At 39.9% G+C, this 20,074-nt stretch carries 17 protein-coding genes and 1 other RNA gene; all 18 read right to left on the bottom strand.

Features of this window, described 5'->3' with window-relative positions:
- Positions 1-47 precede the first annotated feature (47 nt).
- Positions 48-220: non-coding RNA, 6S RNA (gene ssrS / locus EL171_RS03285), on the bottom strand.
- Between the two features lie 80 nt (positions 221-300).
- On the bottom strand, positions 301-2,106 hold the full coding sequence (gene aspS / locus EL171_RS03280) for an aspartate--tRNA ligase (protein WP_039969087.1): 1,806 nt from the start codon (positions 2,104-2,106) through the stop codon (positions 301-303).
- An 8-nt stretch (positions 2,107-2,114) separates the two neighbouring features.
- On the bottom strand, positions 2,115-3,386 hold the full coding sequence (gene hisS, locus EL171_RS03275; protein ID WP_005386063.1) for a histidine--tRNA ligase: 1,272 nt from the start codon (positions 3,384-3,386) through the stop codon (positions 2,115-2,117).
- Entirely contained in the window at positions 3,386-4,813 is a 1,428-nt protein-coding gene (gene hemZ, locus EL171_RS03270; RefSeq protein WP_005386062.1) for a coproporphyrinogen dehydrogenase HemZ, read from the bottom strand. The genes hisS and hemZ overlap by 1 nt, the downstream gene beginning before the upstream one ends.
- The gene (locus EL171_RS03265; RefSeq protein WP_005386061.1) at positions 4,806-5,297 is read right to left on the bottom strand and encodes a Fur family transcriptional regulator; all 492 of its coding nucleotides are present in this window, start codon (positions 5,295-5,297) and stop codon (positions 4,806-4,808) included. Before EL171_RS03265 ends, hemZ begins: the two co-directional genes overlap by 8 nt.
- 41 nt (positions 5,298-5,338) lie before the next feature.
- The gene (locus EL171_RS03260) at positions 5,339-5,974 is read right to left on the bottom strand and encodes an MBL fold metallo-hydrolase (protein WP_005386060.1); all 636 of its coding nucleotides are present in this window, start codon (positions 5,972-5,974) and stop codon (positions 5,339-5,341) included.
- Entirely contained in the window at positions 5,974-8,214 is a 2,241-nt protein-coding gene (locus tag EL171_RS03255; protein WP_005386059.1) for a RelA/SpoT family protein, read from the bottom strand. The genes EL171_RS03260 and EL171_RS03255 overlap by 1 nt, the downstream gene beginning before the upstream one ends.
- Before the next feature lie 11 nt (positions 8,215-8,225).
- Complete coding sequence (recJ, locus tag EL171_RS03250) at positions 8,226-10,208, bottom strand: single-stranded-DNA-specific exonuclease RecJ (protein WP_005386057.1); 1,983 nt, start codon at positions 10,206-10,208, stop codon at positions 8,226-8,228.
- A 195-nt stretch (positions 10,209-10,403) separates the two neighbouring features.
- Positions 10,404-11,822 (bottom strand): [FeFe] hydrogenase H-cluster radical SAM maturase HydG, encoded by a 1,419-nt coding sequence (hydG, locus tag EL171_RS03245; protein WP_005386055.1) that lies wholly within the window; start codon positions 11,820-11,822, stop codon positions 10,404-10,406.
- A gap of 329 nt (positions 11,823-12,151) precedes the next feature.
- Complete coding sequence (gene rpmA / locus EL171_RS03240; RefSeq protein ID WP_004696430.1) at positions 12,152-12,436, bottom strand: 50S ribosomal protein L27; 285 nt, start codon at positions 12,434-12,436, stop codon at positions 12,152-12,154.
- A 12-nt stretch (positions 12,437-12,448) separates the two neighbouring features.
- Positions 12,449-12,763 carry a ribosomal-processing cysteine protease Prp gene (locus EL171_RS03235; protein WP_005386053.1) on the bottom strand — a complete coding sequence of 105 codons (315 nt, stop codon included), beginning with the start codon at positions 12,761-12,763 and terminating at the stop codon, positions 12,449-12,451.
- 2 nt (positions 12,764-12,765) lie between these two features.
- On the bottom strand, positions 12,766-13,077 hold the full coding sequence (gene rplU / locus EL171_RS03230) for a 50S ribosomal protein L21 (RefSeq protein WP_005386051.1): 312 nt from the start codon (positions 13,075-13,077) through the stop codon (positions 12,766-12,768).
- 204 nt (positions 13,078-13,281) lie between these two features.
- A complete protein-coding gene (locus EL171_RS03225) occupies positions 13,282-13,857 on the bottom strand; it encodes a manganese efflux pump MntP (RefSeq protein WP_039969084.1) in 576 nt (191 codons plus the stop codon).
- 27 nt (positions 13,858-13,884) lie between these two features.
- Complete coding sequence (locus tag EL171_RS03220) at positions 13,885-15,312, bottom strand: Rne/Rng family ribonuclease (protein ID WP_005386045.1); 1,428 nt, start codon at positions 15,310-15,312, stop codon at positions 13,885-13,887.
- A gap of 116 nt (positions 15,313-15,428) precedes the next feature.
- Positions 15,429-16,124 carry a TIGR03936 family radical SAM-associated protein gene (locus EL171_RS03215; protein ID WP_039969082.1) on the bottom strand — a complete coding sequence of 232 codons (696 nt, stop codon included), beginning with the start codon at positions 16,122-16,124 and terminating at the stop codon, positions 15,429-15,431.
- Positions 16,096-17,979 (bottom strand): TIGR03960 family B12-binding radical SAM protein, encoded by a 1,884-nt coding sequence (locus EL171_RS03210; RefSeq protein ID WP_005386040.1) that lies wholly within the window; start codon positions 17,977-17,979, stop codon positions 16,096-16,098. Before EL171_RS03210 ends, EL171_RS03215 begins: the two co-directional genes overlap by 29 nt.
- A 58-nt stretch (positions 17,980-18,037) precedes the next feature.
- A complete protein-coding gene (gene rodA / locus EL171_RS03205) occupies positions 18,038-19,141 on the bottom strand; it encodes a rod shape-determining protein RodA (protein ID WP_005386038.1) in 1,104 nt (367 codons plus the stop codon).
- 8 nt (positions 19,142-19,149) lie between these two features.
- Complete coding sequence (locus EL171_RS03200) at positions 19,150-20,073, bottom strand: P-loop NTPase (protein WP_005386037.1); 924 nt, start codon at positions 20,071-20,073, stop codon at positions 19,150-19,152.
- Between the last annotated feature and the right edge of the window lies 1 nt (position 20,074).

Genomic DNA, 20,074 nt, shown 5'->3' with positions numbered 1-20,074 from the left:
CTTTTCTATATATAGTATATGACATTACATGCCATTTTTACACGCAAAAAAGCCCCACCATGCCGTAATGTACCGCGTTTTGATCCTGCTTAGGGCAGGTGGGTGTCCTCCTCATCCTTCAGTTGTCCCGTAAGGGCGTAACGTTCAGACGAGAGTTCGGACTCCCGAAGTAAATGTGTTGGCTCAAAACTGCGATATCACACGCACATGGCAGGGATATCTTATACATAAATAGTATCAGAAAGATTCGTAATTAACAAGTCTTGACATTTCAAATTTAATCAATTCTTGCCTATGTTTTTACACCAAAGATTGCTCTTCTTCTTCCTCGATATCTGGTTTAATATGCAACTCTTTTAATTGCTTAGGTTCTACTTCGGATGGAGCTTGGCTCATGATATCAGAAGCAGATTGAGTTTTAGGGAATGCGATTACGTCGCGGATAGATTGACGTTTTGCCATCAACATAACAAGACGATCAAGGCCGAATGCACAACCAGCATGAGGAGGTGCACCGTATTGGAATGCATCAAGCATGAAGCCGAATTTAGATTTAGCTTCTTCTTCAGATAAACCAATAGCTTTGAATACTTTTTCTTGTACATCGGATTGGTAAATACGCAAGGAACCGCCACCGATTTCAACACCGTTCAATACCATATCGTAAGCAATCGCTTTTACGCTGCCAGGATCAGATTCCAATTTATCAAGATCTTCATGACGAGGCATTGTGAACGGATGGTGCATTGCAACATAACGTTTTTCATCTTCGTTATATTCAAACATAGGGAAATCAGTTACCCATGTGAATGCCAATTTATCTTGGTCAATCATGTTCATGCGGCGTGCCATTTCCAGGCGCAATTCACCTAATGCACGTGCCACAGTAGCAGGTTTATCAGCAATCATCAATACAAGGTCACCACCTTTAGCGCCCATTTTTTCACCGATATTGCGAATTGTATCTTCACCTAAGAACTTCATGATTTGAGACTTGATAGAACCATCTTCATTGAAGCAAGCCCATGCAAGACCTTTTGCACCGTAACGGTTAACATATTCAACGAGGTCATCAAGTTCACGACGTGGAATACCAGCATCGCCAGGTACAACGATACCTTTAACTACACCACCGTTGTCAATTACAGAACGGAATACTTTGAACTCTGTATCTTTTACAAGATCAGTTACATCAGTAAATGCCATGTCGAAACGAAGGTCTGGTTTGTCAGAACCGTATTTATCCATTGCTTCATCCCATGTAATACGAGGCATAGACAATGGAATTTCTTTGCCCAATGTAGTTTTAAATACATGAGCAATCATTTCTTCAAGCATGGAGTAAATGTCTTCTTCATCTACGAAGGACATTTCCAAGTCGAGTTGAGTGAACTCAGGTTGACGGTCTGCACGCAAATCTTCATCGCGGAAGCAACGAACGATTTGGAAGTATTTTTCATAACCAGCAACCATCAAGATTTGTTTGAAAATTTGTGGAGATTGTGGCAATGCATAGAATGTACCAGCATTTACACGAGAAGGTACTAAATAATCACGAGCGCCTTCTGGTGTAGATTTAGTAAGCATTGGAGTTTCAATTTCCAAGAAATCGCGGCTATCGAAGAAGTCGCGCATTGCTTTCGTTACTTTGTGACGCAAAATCAAGTTGCGTTGCATTTCTGGACGACGCAAGTCAAGGTAACGATATTTTAAACGAATATTTTCATCTACATCGATATCATCTTGAATATAGAATGGAGGAGTTTTAGCGGAGTTCAATACGCGCAACTCTTCACAGAACATTTCGTATGCACCTGTAGGAAGGTTTGGATTAATAGCGGCTTCATCACGTTTTGTAATTTTACCACGTACACAAAGTACATATTCATTACGAACATCCTCTGCTTTATGGAAAGATTCCACGTTATGATCTGGAGATGCTACTACTTGTACTACGCCAGAACGATCGCGTAAATCCAAGAAAATCAAACCACCGTGGTCACGACGGCGTTCAACCCAACCACATAATACGACCTCTTTACCTACCTCTTGTTCAGAGATGGTGCCACAACCGTGCGTACGGTGTAAGCCTTGCATTGTTTCCATTCTAATTGTCATCCTTTCACCAAAGAAGTTATACGTTCAGAAACTGTATCAAGTGGTACAGTTTCTTGTTCACTAGTTTCCATGAATCGGATTATGGCTTCCCCACGAGCCAATTCATCATCACCCAATATGATAACATATTTTGCATTAATTTTGTTAGCATATTTTAATTGTGCCTTCATACTCTTGCCCTGTCCGTCCATTTCAACGGTTACATATGCATCATGTAATGCTTGGCAAATTTTGAAAGCCTCTACCTTAGCCACATCACCAAGAGCCACTACAAATGCAGATGGTTCAACAGTTGGTTCAGGCAATAAGTTTTGTTTTTCAAGGGCTAATAACAAACGTTCCATGCCCATGGCAAAGCCAATTGCTGGTGTATGAGGACCATCAAGTTCCTCTACAAGGCCATCGTAACGTCCACCACCTGCTACGGCACTTTGTGCGCCTAATGGAGTGTATTGTACTTCGAATGCTGTTTTTGTGTAATAATCAAGACCACGTACAAGGCGAGGGTTCAATGTATATTGCACATTAGCAGCTGTTAAATATGTTTTTAACTCTTCGAAGTGATCATGACACTCTTCACATAAATGTTCGTGAATTTCAGGAGCACCTACGGACAAGGATTTACAGGTTTCATTTTTGCAATCCAAGATACGCAACGGATTTTTATATAAACGTTCTTGGCAATCACTGCATAATTGTTCTTTTTTAGGTTCAAAGAATTCAATTAATTTTTCACGATATACAGGGCGGCATGTTGGGCAACCTACAGAGTTCACCTCTACATTAAGGTCTTTAAGGCCAAAGTCTTTCAACAATTGTACAACCATACAGATAACTTCACTATCTACCACTGGAGATTGAGAGCCTAGTACCTCTGCACCAAATTGATGGAATTGACGGTAACGACCTGCTTGTGGTTTATCATGACGGAACATAGGTCCCATGTAATACCATTTTGTAAGGCCTTCTTTACCATATACTTTATTTTCTAAGTAGGCCCGTACAGCAGAAGCCGTATTTTCAGGACGCAATGTGAAGCTAGAGCCACCATCATCGCCTGTAGTAAATGTATACATTTCCTTTTGTACTACATCTGTAGTTTCACCGATACCGCGCAAGAATAATTTAGTATCTTCAAAGGCAGGTGTGCGAATTTCATTGAACCCGTATACTTTACAAATTTCACGCATACGTTGTTCAATATAGTGCCAATTTATCATTTGCTCTGGCAAAAAGTCTTGTGTACCTCTTGGTTTTCTAATAGCCATTACACAACCTCCCAAAATTTCTCACAAATTCTATGTCGTTTCTCTAATAGTGCATCTATCGTTGCGTGGTAAACATCAACATCCTTTGGCATGTGCTGTTTCAATTGACGATATTCAGGGGCGCGCATCCACTTAGATGAGCTACCAGGTCCCATGGATAGAATACTTTGTCGCTCTTCCATGATCTGAATATTATATTCGCACGCTTTACCTGGCAAGGTATAGCCAATATTCTCTAATTGCCCTCTCATATATTGTTGGCGATATAGATAATATGGCACATAGCCAGCTGCTTCAAGACGCTCTTTACCATATTGTACCATTTCTGCTACGAGATGTTCTTCAGGAATATCATCTTGCATATTTAAATCATACAATGGGCTACCACGTTTTAATGCTAACGTATGAATTGTAACATTTTCCGGCAAATTTTGACATACGTAATCCATATTCTCTACCATGTTTTGCATCGTTTGATGCGGTAAACCTGCAATAAAATCCATATTTACAGCAAATGGTGTATTAACTTTTACATATTGTAACAATTCATCAATATCTTGCGCACTATGTCCACGCCCAATGCGCCGCAAAATATCGTCTTGCATCGTTTGTGGATTAATACTGATACGATTTACACCAAAATCGAGCATAGATCGTATCTTCCGAGGATTAACAGAATCTGGACGCCCCGCCTCTACAGTAAACTCATGACCTTCTGGCACTAGTATAGATAACTGTTTTAGGATTTGGTGAAAGTCTTCATCACCTAATACCGTTGGTGTACCGCCACCCATATAGAGGGTATCTACCGATAAGCCATAAGACTGAGCAATAGTTTTCATATCCTCTATATCACGGCCTAAAGCTACTAAGAATTGACTTTTATCAGTGTAATCCTGATAGAGCCCATAAGGAAAGGAGCAGTACACACAGCGGGTGTCACAGAAAGGAATGCCACAATAGAGACTTACCTTTTTATGGTCTGTATCAGCTAAAAATGGCCGTTGATACTCACCGATAGCCCCCAAGGTTGCAAGCTTTTCCATAGACACAGAAAACTCGTCCCTAATGTGACGAGTTGCTGCGTGGACAGAGCCATATGTATCTATATATTTATGTAGTAGCTTTGTAGGGCGCACCCCTACCATAGTCCCCCAAGGAGCCTCAGCTGGTAGTCCTTGATATTCACGCAAGTAGCGCAATAAAGCTTGACCAATTTGACGTCGTCCCATAGAGGAAACAGGGCCTTCAAAATTTCGAACTGTATCGCCAATGGTAACAGTTAGTGCATAATTCCCATCCACTTCACGAGCTTCAAGGAGTACGTCTGGATTTACCTTGTCAGAAAAGAGTCCCGCCGCACCACAATTATGAGCTACTACGGAGCCAAGTGGTAATGGCCCCGTATATAGATATGTATTAACCATGGTGATGAGCCATACGCTCTACTTTTTCAAGCTCTGCTTCTGTCATATGGTTTTGGCAATCGCTGCAGTAACCATATACTTTTAATTGATGGTCAATAGTACGGAAGTTCAATTTTTTAGCAATGATGGACTCTAATGTTTCGAGCATATCATCTTCGAACTCAGATACTTTACCACATTTTACGCAAATCAAATGATGATGGAAATGAGCGAATTCTTCATCGTTCAACTCGTAACGGTTACGACCATCACCGAAATCAAGGCGTTTTAACAAATCAAGTTCAGTGAATAGATCAAGTGTTCTGTAAATAGTAGCTAAGCCGATATCAGGAGCTACTTCTTTTACAAGTACATATACGTCTTCAGCGCTCAAATGGTTTTCATCTGCATCGATGAAGGCTTGTAAAATTGTTTGACGTTGTGTAGTCAATTTGTATTTTTTATCTTTAATGCGTTCTTTTAATTTCTCTAATGTTGTGTTCATGATAACTATCCCCTTTACTTCTTACAAAAGTTTTATAAAACCTACGCCCCAACGAATGGGTTGTATTGTTTTTCATAACCTATATTTGTTTCTGGTCCATGACCAGGATATACCATTGTATTGTCAGGCAATTTATAAAGCTGAGTTTTAATGGATTCCATTAATGTCTCATATGATCCATTTGGAAAATCTGTACGACCTACGGAATCTCTAAAGAGAGTATCCCCTACAAATACAAGGCCTTCCATGTAATAACATACCCCACCTGGCGTATGACCCGGTGTTTCAAGTACTTCTAAGTCAATAGCACCACAGGTAATGTGGTCACCTTGTTTAACCTCAATAATGTCAGCCTTTACCTTGATTGGTGTTGGATTACTATAAGCGCTGAGATTGAGTTCAGGATCTAACAGATACGGTATATCACCCTTTTGAATATATACAGGCACATGATATGTATCTACAATCTCTTGAACGCCACCAATATGGTCGCCATGACCATGGGTTAGTAAAACAGCCTTTGGTTTCAAGTCGTGCTTCTTTAGAGACTCTAATACTTCTGGTGTAGCAGGATCAATAATGAAAGCTTCTCCTACTGCTTTATCGCCTATGACATAGCAATTAGTCCCCAGTGGACCTAATGGCATGCGCATAAGCACTAGTTGTTGTTCACTCATTAAGCCCCTCCTTTACTACGCTGTACTGTATATACTTCACGAATACGGCGCAACTTAGTCATAACAAAATCAAGTTGTGAAATATCACGGATATCGACAACTACATTGATACTTACAGTTTTAGTATCTTCTTGAACCTTAGCATTGATGTTTGTAATGGTGATTTTTAACTCTGAAAGTACCGCCATAACCTCCATCAACAGACCATTTCGATCGTATGCTTGAATATCGATACCTACATGGAAGGATTCACCAGAGGAACCATCCCAAGAGACTTCAATCATACGTTCTAAATCTTCTGGCGTATGGCCTAGGCTCGTACAATCGGAGCGATGGATGGATACACCACGACCACGCGTGATGTAACCGATGATATCATCACCAGGAACTGGGCTACAGCATTTCGCCATACGTACCATAACACCAGCTTCCCCTTTTACGAGAACGCCCGTACCATTCTTGGTCGTTTTTGGCCCTTGAGCTATTAACTTCTCAATGATTTGTTCAGTGCTGTGCTTAGACTCTTCTGCTTCTTTAGATTTTTTATAGAGTTCAATTAACCGCAAGAGAACAGTGCTGACAGGAATGCCGCCATAGCCACAAGCGGCAAACATTTCCTCTTCAGTACCTGCTTTCAGCTGTTTTGTAACTTGTTGGAGACGATTATCACCGATCAATTCTTTCCAACTATAGTTTAATCGTTTCGCTTCTTTTTCAAGCGCCTCTAGGCCTTTTTCTATATTTTCAGCTTTATTTTCACGCTTGAACCAGTTGCGAATTTTGCTCTTACTTTCAGAAGAGCCTACTATATTGAGCCAATCAAGACTTGGACGACCTGTTTTAGATGTAATGATATCTACAATATCGCCATTTTGTAAGGTGTAATCTAGCGGTACAATTTTACCGTTTACCTTAGCCCCTACACAGCGATGACCTACATCGGTATGAACACGGTACGCAAAATCGAGCGGAACCGAACCAATTGGCAATTTAACAACATCGCCCTTTGGTGTGAATACAAATACCTCACCAGAGAAAACGTCTAATTTTAACGCATTAACCAGTTCTGTTGGATTACTTGTATCTTGCCATTCAAGGACTTGGCGTAACCAGGCAACCTTTTGGTCGAAATCCTTATCGCCATTTTTATTGCCTTCTTTATAGCGCCAGTGAGCAGCAACACCATACTCAGATACACGGTGCATTTCCCAGGTACGAATTTGGATTTCTACAGGTTGCCCCATGGTACCGATAACCGTTGTATGCAAGGATTGATACATATTAGATTTCGGCATAGAAATATAATCCTTGAAACGATACGGCAATGGTTTCCACAAGCTATGTGCAATACCTAGAACGGCATAGCAATCTGGAATTGTATCAACAATAACGCGAACAGCAAGCAAGTCGTAAATTTGAGATAAATCACGATTGTCCTTTTTCATCTTCTTGTAAATGCTGTAGAAGTGTTTTGGACGACCTTTAATATCCGCCTTAATATGAGCTTCCCCTAACGCTTTTGTAAGTTGGCTCATTGTATCATTTACAATGTCCTCACGAGCTTGGCGTTTTTGTTTCATTTGATCTACAAGATCATAATATTTTTCCGGCTCTAAATAGCGGAATGATAAATCTTCTAGTTCCCATTTCACATTAAAGATACCAAGGCGATGTGCTAAAGGGGCAAAGATTTCTAATGTTTCCTTTGCAATACGCTTTTGTTTGTCGCTACGCATATGCTTTAAGGTACGCATATTATGTAAGCGGTCAGCTAATTTAATAACAACGACGCGCACATCCTTCGCCATAGCTAAAATCATCTTCCGATAATTTTCCATTTGGCGATCTTCTTTTGTTTCATATTGGAACTGGTTTAATTTCGTTACACCATCAACGAGGAAAGCCACCTCAGAGCCAAACATTTTCTCCAAGTCTTCCTTCGAATACGATGTATCTTCAACCACATCATGCATAAGCGCAGCCATAAGCGTAATATGGTCGATTTGTAAGTGTGCCAAAATTTCAGCTACTGCTAGTGGGTGCATGATATATGGCTCACCAGAAGCTCTCAATTGACCTTCATGAGCCTTATCAGCAAGTTCAAAAGCCTTCAATACTTGGTTACACTCATCATCTGTTAAATAGGTATGGATATATTCCATGAATTCAGCTAAAGCTTTTTCTTTGTTAAATGTACCTTGTTCTACCAAAGCTTTGCCTTCTTCATTTACAGTTGTCATGGTGTCACCTCCTATACACTATAGGTAAGAAATGTTACGGATGTGACAAGATCTAATTTTCCTTCAACGGCATTCCATCTTAGCATTAATTGACCATCATCACTTGTATATTCTTCTATGATGCCCAACTCCTTAAAAACATCTAAGGATGTAAGGGCACTACGATTATTTTGATCTGCCGGCTTACGGCGCAAAATTTCTTGCTCCACATTATAAACCGATTGACTACGACCACGCATAGCTTGTTTGACTATGACATACATTGCTCTAAGCCCTTCCGCGGAAAGTGTAATCGGCTCTTCAGTCAGCGGTTCAATAGCTTGGATCATAAGCTGTGGAGAGACCATCCCTTGCCATTCATTCTTTTGCAATGAAAATGCTACTTTCACCACAGTTCCCACAAATATTGTTTTAAACAAATCAGGCCGATTCCAAGCAATGGCATCTAAGGTACCACTAGAGGTTTCTAAAATCACCTTGCAGTGATTTTTTAATTGCCCCATAAGCATAATGTCTTGTACGGTTGCTTCCATAACGGCAAAGACAGGCGTACTGTTAGCCATGCCATATGGCTCAAGCGCTGATACGCGGTCAATAATATCTACATCGATATCATCAACGGGTAGTTCCGCATCAATAGCAACAACAGGAATGTATTCCTCCGGTGTTACATGCTCCTTACAATACGCAGTTAAACGGTCCCGTAATTCATCTATACGATTTGCATCAATACTAAAGCCTGCTGCTGCAGCATGGCCACCGAATTGAAGCAAAACATCTTCACAAGACTTCAGTGCATCGTAGATATTAAAACCATCGATACTACGGCAGGAGCCTTTGCCAACGCCATCGTGGATACTAATAACCAAGGTTGGCTTATAAAACTCCTCAACCAAGCGAGATGCTACAATACCGATAACGCCAGGATGCCACTCTTCACCGGCCACAACGGTTACATAGTCAGCCTTATGGCCTTGGTTAGCCACATCAATACGAGCTAGTTCGTGAATATTCCACTCTAGTTCTTGACGCTCACGATTTGTTTCGTTTAATTCTTCAGCAATCGCTTCAGCCATATCAGCATCATCGGTAACAAGTAACTCAACAGCACGTGTTGCATGAGTTACGCGACCTGCTGCATTAAGGCGAGGTGCCAAAGTAAAACCGATATGTCCAGATGTTATAGTTCGATCATGGAGACCCGCCACATCGATAAGCTTTTTAATGCCCAAATTAGGATGACTATTCATCTTCTCTAGGCCTGCTTTTACAATGATGCGGTTCTCACCTACTAACGGTACTACGTCTGCCACAGTACCTAGTGCGACAATATCTAAATCATCTAAATACCATTCACCATATTTTGTGAGCCATAAAGCTTGGCATAATTTAAAAGCAACCCCAACGCCGGACAAGTTTTTATCCTTATAAGGACAATCCTTCTGCTTGTGGTTAATAACAGCCTTTGCTCGTGGAATCAAATCTGGTGCCGTATGATGATCCGTAATAATCATATCAATACGGTCACGTACAGCCTCTACAATATCGTAAGAACTGATACCGCAGTCTACAGTAATAACTAGAGATGTTCCCTGCTCTATAAGGTGCTCTAAAGCCTCAAAATTGAGGCCATACCCTTCGCTTTGACGCTCTGGTATGTAATAGGTAACATCAGCACCTAGTTTCTTTAAAAAGCGATATAAAACAGATGTTGCAGTAATACCATCTACATCATAATCACCATAAATAACGATTGGTTTATGATTTTCAATTGTCTCCTGAACTAGCGAAACAGCCACATCCATATCTTTTAATGCGAATGGATCTAACAAATCTGACAAAGAGCCTTGTAAAAACTTCCGCCCTTCGTCAACATCTATGTGGCGATTTACCATTAATTTTGCCACAATAGGATTTACACCAAGTTCACGGATTAAGATATTTTCTTGTTCTTTGTCGCTTGTAGAAATGCGCCAACGTTTTTTCTTAATCATCATATCCCTCAGTAGTTTATAATCAATATTATTATAATAATTCAACGTATTATCATTATCATTTTTATTTATTATACATCAAAAAGTGAATAAAATAAACCATTTTATATATTTTATTCTCATTTAAACCTTGTCTTTTTCTCAACAAAAAAGAACCTCCCATTATCAATAGGAGGTTCTAGATCAGTGAATTACTTAGAACCGGAAGTCTCGTTCGCCGTCTTTCATCTGTGCAATATAAGCTTTCGCTTTATCTTTAACTAAGTCATTTTTGATATTTTCTAACTGTTCTTCAATAACTTTAGCGCCATGAGCTTTAGTTTTTTCATCACCATAATCCATGATGTATTCGTTTAATGTCATCAATGCATTTGGTTGGCAACAATTGTGGATTTGACCGGATTTAGCAAGGGCCATGAATCTATCCCCTGTTCTACCTGCACGGTAGCATGCAGTACAGAAACTTGGTACATAGCCAAGGTCTAGTAACCAATCTACAATTTCATCTAATGTACGTGTATCACTGCGATCAAATTGAGCAGAATTATCTTCTGGTTTTTCTTCTTCTTTGTAGCCACCTACACTAGTACGAGAGCCACCACTAATTTGGGAGATACCTAATGCCAAGCCACGTTCACGCATAGATTGGCTTTCACGGGTAGACATAATCATACCTGTATACGGTGTGGATACGCGAATAAGAGCAACGATTTTCTCAAAGATATCGTCAGGTACAGCATTACTGAAATCATCTACATCGATATCATCAGCTGGACAAATACGAGGTACAGAAATTGTATGTGGACCTACGCCAAATACAGCCTCTAAGTGTTCAGCATGCATTAATAAGCCTACAAAATCGTATTTATAGTGTTCTAAACCATATAAAACACCGATGCCTACATCATCAATACCACCTTGCATAGCGCGGTCCATCGCCTCTGTATGGTAGGCGTAGTCGCTCTTAGGGCCTGTTGGATGAAGTGCTTCGTAGTTTTCTTTATTGTATGTTTCTTGGAATAATGTATATGTACCAATACCAGCTTCATGTAATTTCTTGTAATCCTCAACGGAACAAGCTGCAATATTTACGTTTACACGGCGAATTTCGCCATTTTTGTTTTTAATACCGTAAATAGTCTTAATAGATTCCAAAATATATTCAAGAGGGTTATTAAGAGGATCTTCACCAGACTCAATAACAATGCGCTTATGCCCCATTGCTTCTAAGGCAATAACCTCTTCTCTAATTTGGTTTTGAGTCAACTTTTTACGTTTAATATCGCGATTTTTAGAATGGTACGGACAGTATACACAACCATTAATGCAATAGTTAGACAAATATAATGGTGCAAATAGAACGATACGATCGCCATAAATAGCTTTCTTGATTTCTTTAGCTAACGCATAAAGCTTTTCCTTATATTCAGGTAACGGACATTCTAATAGAACAGCTGCTTCTCTGTGGTTTAACCCCTTAAATGTAGCAGCTTTTGCTAAAATAGCATCTAACAACTCCCGATTTTCCTTGTTTTCCTCTGCATAGGCAAGGGTGTCAAGGATTTCCTGATGGGAAATAAATTCCTCCGCCTTTGGAGATTTTACATCATACATAGTACTTACCTCAAATCTTTCTAGTGGCAACGCCACCCCTCTTTAGGTATATGAAAGTATATGACAACCAGTCTTCTGGTATTTCACTGATACTGTACATAGTATACCACTATTCCTACTAAAAAACATAGGAATTTGACACACAATAATAAAAGGTTACTCCCTCATAAGAGGAAGCAACCTTTATAGTATGGGAATTTCTAATTTATATCGATTATCTATATCGAATATGATTAAAATGTATATAGAATATTAATTTAATTATATGCGTCAGTTAAAACAAAAAATCCCTAGTGGAAAACCACTAGGGATTAATAGTCTTTGTAAAATTAAGCTTCTACAGGGTATACGCTAACTTTACGGTTATAACGACCAGCACGTTCAAATGCTACTTTACCAGGCACAAGTGCGAATAAAGTATCATCTTTACCGATACCTACGTTAGTACCAGGGTGGAAGTGAGTACCACGTTGACGAACGATGATGTTACCGCTCTTTACGATGGAACCATCATGGCATTTAACACCAAGACGTTTAGATTCACTGTCACGACCGTTACGAGTACTGGACACACCTTTTTTATGTGCGAACAATTGCAAATCAAAAGTAAACATTAAGTTCACCTCCTATATTTCGTGTATTTGGACAAACTCTGGATATTGACGGCTAATTTCCTTTAAACCAAGGATCATAGTCCCCAGAATATCCTGTCCACTCTGGTTAATCGTACCAGAGAGAACCATATCACATTGACCTTCGCTATTCGTATATTCCCCTTCTTGCTGAGCAATTTGGGTAAGTCCTAACATTGCCGTTGCCGATAAGACAGACACTGCAGCACATACGATATCGAAGCCATGATCATCATATCCTGCATGACCGGACATGTGACAACCAATTACTTGACCATCACTATTCCGCTGGATTCCAATGGAAACCATAATTAAGCTTGGATAGATTCAATACGAACTTTTGTGAACGGTTGACGATGGCCTTGACGACGACGGTAGTTGGATTTAGCTTTGTATTTGAATACTAAGATTTTTTTACCTTTACCATGCTCAAGAACTGTACCTGTAACTTTTGCACCGTTTACAAGAGGAGCGCCAACTTTAACGTCGCCGTCATTCACTACAGTCAAAACTTCTTCGAATGTAACGGATTCGTTAGCAGCTGCTTCCAATTTTTCGATAGTAATTATATCGCCTTCAGCAACGCGATATTGTTTACCACCAGTTTTAATAATTGCGTACATGAGAACACCTCCTTGTTATCGAACTCGCTGAATTCGGTATCCCGACCCGAACATCGGTCGGGCGTTTAAACCTGCTTCACGCGGATTGCAAAGTTCAGTAAACCGAACTAATACTGATATAGTATATCGTATTTACCTATCTATGTCAAACAAATTTCACCATAAATAGCTCAGTTTACGATACATTCATATCTATACAAACCTCTAAACTTCTCCGATAATACCGAGGTGTTGTAAGAGTATTTTTGTACCGATGAGGATTAATACACCCCCACCTAATATGTCTGCATATTTTCCTACAAACTGGCCCATAAATTTACCTAAGTAAACGCCAATGAGAGAAATACCAAAGGTAATGACCCCAATCATAGTGGAAGCTTCCCATACATTAATAGGTAAAAAGGCAAAGGTTAAACCTACCGCCATAGCATCAAGGCTAGTTGCTACGGAAAGCATAATCATTTCCCAAGCACCTAAAAACTGTTTATCATCGTCTTCATCATCGTCATCACTAAGACCTTCACGAATCATAGCAATACCTAAATAGCCAAGAAGTCCAAAGATAATCCAATGATCCCATTCAGATATGACATCGATAAACTGGCGTCCAATGAGCCAACCAATAACAGGCATGAGAAATTGGAATAACCCGAATAAGAATGCTAATGTCACCTTTCGTCCATTTTCACCCACCGGCATAGATAAACCTTTACCAATAGATACACCAAAGGCATCCATGGCTAGGCCAACACTAATTAATATAATTTCAAATACAGACACTATACTCACCTATAATAAACTACTTACTTATTCTGCTACAGCCATTAATGAATATCCTTCACGGCTGATTTGTGGATTCACTACAATAGAAATCTTACGACCTATAGAGTCACCTAATTCTTCAAGAACAGCCTTTGTTAAATATTCGGCTACCTCTGGATGAACTTCAATTTCCAGGTTCGATTTAATTCGACCAGACTTAAATAACTCACGGATGCGTCGAATGATCTGCATATATACAGTTCTACCTGACAACATGTAACCAGTGCCTCCACATTGAGGGCATGTATCAAACATCAAGGTTTGCAAACCTTGACGAGCACGCTTCCGGGTCATCTCAACGAGGCCAAGGGAACTAATACCACATACGACGGTTTTCATCTTGTCTAACTTAGCTTGTGCACTCAATAGTTGTAGCAACTCTTGTTGATGTGATTTATCCTTCATATCGATAAAATCGACGACGATAATACCACCAATATCACGCAATCGCAGTTGACGACAGATTTCTTTTGCCGCCTCTTTATTGACTGTAAAAGCTAAATCTTCTAACTTATTAGATTTTCCAGTGTAATGAGCAGAGTTAACATCAAATACGGTAAGTGCTTCTGTATGATCGATACGGATAGAACCACCGGAAGGTAGATTGATATCACGAGAGATAAGATCCTCTAATTGTGGTTCAATATGATTGGCTTTAAAGATAGGTGTGCTGCCACGGTGACGTGTCACTTTAATTTGTTGAGATGTTGGGCCATGACCTAAGAGATCCAGTAATCGAGATTCACCCATATCGGAATCAACAATGATTTCCTCTACATTGCGGTGCGCATAGTCTCGTACAAGGCGGAACCAAAAATCCGCATCACTATACAAATCTGTTCCACTCTTAGCCACCTTAAAGCGTTTTAAAACATGTTGCCATGTGCGCCATAGATATTCCATATCACGACCGATTTCATCGGCACTAGCCTTAGCAGCCGCAGTACGAATAATAAATCCACAGCCTTCCTGCACATAAGGTGCTGCTAATTCTTGTAATTTAGAACGCACTGCTTCATCAGTAATCTTCTTAGAAATATGCATGCCTTCAGAATATGGTAACAGTACCATAAAGCGCCCTGCCAAGCTCACATCAGCCGTAACACGAGCTCCTTTACCAAGCATTTCCTCTTTTACCACTTGTACGAGAATTTGTTGCCCTACAGATAGGCGAGGCAAGATTTTCTGTTCTTTTCCCTGTTGAAGATTCAAATACGCATTTTGAGAGCCCCCAATATCAATAAAGGCAGCTTGCATACCGTTTAACACATTTTTTACAGTCCCTTTGTACATATGATTTGCCATATGGCTCTCATCGGTACGTTCTAACACGAAATCTATTAACTGACCTTCTTCATCGACAACAGCCATGCGAATTTCTTCGCGCATAACATTGACCAAAATTTTATGCATCCTATCCCTCCCTTCGTTCAATATAAAATATATAGGTCTTTTAAAGCACTAAAGCATATATAAACCGCTTAAAATTTATGTAAAGATATTAGTAGTTAAGATGTATATAACGAGTATTAGTAGTTAATTTCCAATGGAGTGTAGCGACCTTCTTCGTTTTCCACCATAATCGCTTTACGATGAATTTCATAGCCACTTGTAATAGGCCAATTATATTGGTCTTTACCAAGATTCCACACTTCACTAGGTTTAATAGTACCTTGCGGATAAATACCGATGCCCATTGTAAGAGTAACCATGCCATCTTTAACAGATGCAACGATGGGCTCCTTTACAAATTCTTTTACATCGATAATACGAGTTTTCTTCGGTGTTACCTTTTCATAAGAAATTTCCGGAGCCTCATTGAAAGGTTTTAGTAATGCATTCCAATCAGCGTTTTCATCCGTTACAGGGCCTGTCACTTCATAGATGGCAAAGTTACAAATAGCCATCATCTTTTTAACCTTGTCAGGCATTTCTTTACCACCTAATACTTCAAGGCCTGGCGGTGCTACACGATTAAGGCGTTCAATAATGGACTCTAAACTATCATCTTCAATGACATCCATATCAATATATTCAGCCGCTGCTGTTACACCAAGAGCCAATGCAGAGGAAAAGCTAATCTTCATATGAGGATTAAAACCTTCTGAAAATGCCATTTTTATTTCAGCACGGCGAATCATACGCTCTACAGCTTGTGCATAATCAAGGTGCGACAGGAATCGCAATTTTTCGCCCTTATTTAAGGCCAAACGTAACTTTTTCAACTCTGCCACCCTCCTTATAGTCAATAATTGCAGTATTAAGCTCTGGACATACATTACAGCCCTTACATGGACCGCGACGGCAATCACTTGTAAGATTTGCCTCTACCGCCTGTTCCCACTCCCGTTTTAAGAAAGCTTTACTTACAGTGCAATCCAAGTGATCCCAAGGTAATGGTTCATCAAAGTCACGAGTACGTCTTGCAAAATATGCTGGATCCAAACCACAATCAGCGAAGGCTTTCAACCAAGTTTCATAGTTAAAGTACTCAGTCCAACCATCAAATTTACAACCTGCTTCCCATGCTTTCACAAGAACTTTAGATAATCTACGGTCCCCACGAGCAAAAGCGGCCTCCATATAGCCAGTATAACCATCATGGTAATGGTAGGAAATATTGCGGTTATTGATGAGAGATTTTAAATACCGTTGTTTGCGATGGATTTCCTCTACATCTTGTTGACCATACCATTGGTATGGAGAATGTGTTTTTGGTACGAAGAAGGATACGCTGACTGTGACAGAGCCATTTCGTTTACCTGTAATATCTCGATGTAAATCAAGCACCTTATACGCAAGATCAGCAATGCCTGCTAAATCTTCATCTGTTTCAGTTGGAAGGCCCATCATGAAGTACAATTTAACTGTATTCCAACCAGATTTAAAGGCATTTGTACACGCTGCCAATAAATCTTCTTCGCTAACGCCTTTGTTGATAACATCGCGCATGCGCTGTGTCCCTGCTTCAGGAGCAAAAGTAAGACCGCTCTTACGTACTTGTTGCACCTTTTTCGCAATATCGATGGAAAAACTATCGATGCGCAAGGATGGCAAGCTTACGCTCACTTGTTTGTCTTTGAACTCCTCCATAAGCATATCTACTAATTCTGGCAATTTAGAATAGTCCGCAGAGCTCAAGCTCATCAAGGAAATTTCATTATACCCAGTGTTTGCAATCGTATCCTTAGCGATTTGTAACAAACGTTCTGGCGTCTTTTCACGGACAGGACGGTATAACATACCCGCCTGACAGAAACGACAACCACGAGTACAACCGCGGAATAATTCTAGTACTGCACGGTCATGCACAATATCTAAGAAAGGCACAACCGGTTTTGTAGGATAAAATATATTCTCTACGTCCTCTACGATGCGTTTTTCTACAGCAGCCGGTACATCTTTAAAGCGTGGTGTTATAGATTTAAAATCGCCTTGCTCTGTATATTCCACATCATATAAGGCAGGACAATAGGTACCAGGAATTTGAGCCGCTTTACGCAAAAACGCCTCTTTACCACCTGGGAAACCTTTCGCCTTTTCAGCCTTATAGAGGTCGATAAATTCATCGCCCCATTCTTCGGATTCACCGAGGGAGACAATATCAAAGAAATCTGCAATAGGCTCTACATTAAAGGCACATGGACCACCACATACGAGTAATGGGAAATCCATATCGCGGTCCTTAGCATACATTGGAATACCTGCCAAATCGAGCATATTCAAGATATTAGTAAAGCTCATCTCATATTGGAGTGTAAAGGCTAACACATCAAAATCTTTAATAGGCGTACGAGTTTCCAAAGAGAATAAAGGGATGTTACGCTTACGCATTTCCTCTTCCATATCGTGCCACGGAGCAAACACACGTTCCGCTGCTGCATCTTCACGACGGTTTACAAGACCATATAAAATTTTGATGCCCAAATGGCTCATAGCCACTTCGTATACATCTGGAAAGGCTAAAGCCATTGTTACATCAACCGTACTGTGATCTTTTACAATACTGTTATATTCACCGCCCGTATAACGAGCCGGCTTTTGGACATGTTGTAACCATGACGTATCTAATTGAATCATACATCCTCCGTCTTTTCTGAAAGACTTCTTTCACAATCAATCCTAAATACATAGGGTTTTAAAAAATATATTTCGTTCGTTGCATAGCGATATTTAACAAAATACCGATACTCAACATATTGGTGGTCAACGCACTGACACCATAACTAAGGAATGGTAATGGAATACCTGTAACAGGCATAATACCAATGGTCATACCTACATTAACGAGTACCTCGAAGGTAAACATAGTGGCAATCCCTGTAGCTAGTAACATACCAAAATTATCATTACACATATAGGCTACTTTAATGCTGCGATAAATCAGCATAAAGAGCAAAAACAACACGATAATACAGCCTACAAAACCAAATTCTTCACCAATAACGGAGAAAATAAAGTCCGTATGGTTTTCTGGTAAGAAGTTCAACTGACTTTGCGTACCATTAAAGATACCTTTACCAAAAATCAAACCTGAACCAATGGCAATCTTAGACTGAATAATATGATAGCCAGATCCAAAAGGATCAATATCTGGATTTAAAAATACGAGAATACGTTGTTTTTGGTATTCTTTCAGTACAAACCAACCTAAAGGCATCAATAATAAACCAGTACCGGCAATAATTTTTATAAGTCTTGTTCTAATACCAGAAATAAATAACATGCCCACAAAAATGGCAATATACACAAGAGATGTACCTAGGTCAGGCTGTAAGAATACGAGTGCAATAGGTACCCCAACATATAATACAGGCAATATTAATGATTTAAATGTATCTAACTTGCCAATACGAGGCTCTAGCATTTTAGCCATGCAAATAATCATGAGCAATTTAGAAAACTCTGATGGTTGAATCGTAATAGGTCCCAATTGAATCCAGCGTTGGGCCCCCAATGCAGAGGTACCAACGGCCATAACGGCAATCAACATCAAAAGGGTAATGGCGTAAATGATATTACCCCAATCCTTTAGACGATGGTAGTTAAGAAACTGCATACCTATCACAACGGCTACATTAGCTAGGAAAAATATGAGTTGTTTTACTACTAAACTACCAAATCCAATAGGCTCTTGATTAACATGCGTTGCACTGCCAATGGCTGCTAAACCAATACAAACAAGTAAGAAAGTACATATGATAATAGCCCAGTCGCTATCGTTCCATAGTTTCCGCCACATCATATCACCTATTTCAATTTACGACGGCGCCATAAGCTTTGCTTACCTTGCACTAATAAGCGCTGAGTAGTCCAACCGCCGCGATTAATATAGAGAACATTATTCGAGTCTTCAAAGATAGACTCACCAGCTGAAGCAAGAGTCGGTGTACTTGCTTCTTCTTTAGCCGCTTTTTTCTTAGTTACATAGGCATCAAATTGTTTTTGTACATCATAATCTTCCCAACAATCGCCTGTCACAACATAGTCTACAAGAGGTGCTAATACATTACGAAACTCATGAGAAGCAAGGTCTAACAAATGACCATCTTGTGTATATGTTAGGATATCTTCATCATAAGGAATCATAGCCCCTACATATTCGGCACGAAGAACTTCTAGCATATCGTATAAGTCTATGTCTTCACCATCTGTAGGTACTGCATTAAAAGCAATAGCAAAATCGCGAATATTATGTTCCTCACACACTTGAATCATGCGCGCTCCATTACGTAAGGATACCCATAACGGATGTGTTACAACAATACAGCGATTTACTAAGTCTAAAATAGATTCTATGCCCTTACCAATACCGGCTGGAGCATCAATCAAAATATAGTCATATACATCACAAAGTCGACGAACTAATTTCTTATACTTCTTACGACCTATATCTTCCCAACGCGCACTTTGACTAGCCGGTAAGAAATCTAGATTTTCTGCAATTGATACAATAGCATCATCTGTATATTCTTTATCTTCACTCGCATCTAGTGCATCATAGATGATTTCATCTGCTACACCTAACACAAGATCCAAATCGCGCAATCCAAAGTCCCCATCACAGAGCAATACGCGGTGCCCTGCATGACTTAAGGCTGCACCCAAGCATGCAGTGACAGTTGTTTTACCTACGCCACCCTTGCCGGATACAACACCAATGATTTCGCCCATA

The organism is Veillonella dispar, assembly GCF_900637515.1.
GTDB lineage: Bacteria > Bacillota > Negativicutes > Veillonellales > Veillonellaceae > Veillonella > Veillonella dispar.
Note: the sequence above shows the minus strand (reverse complement) of the source record. Positions and strands in the feature narration are given on the sequence as shown.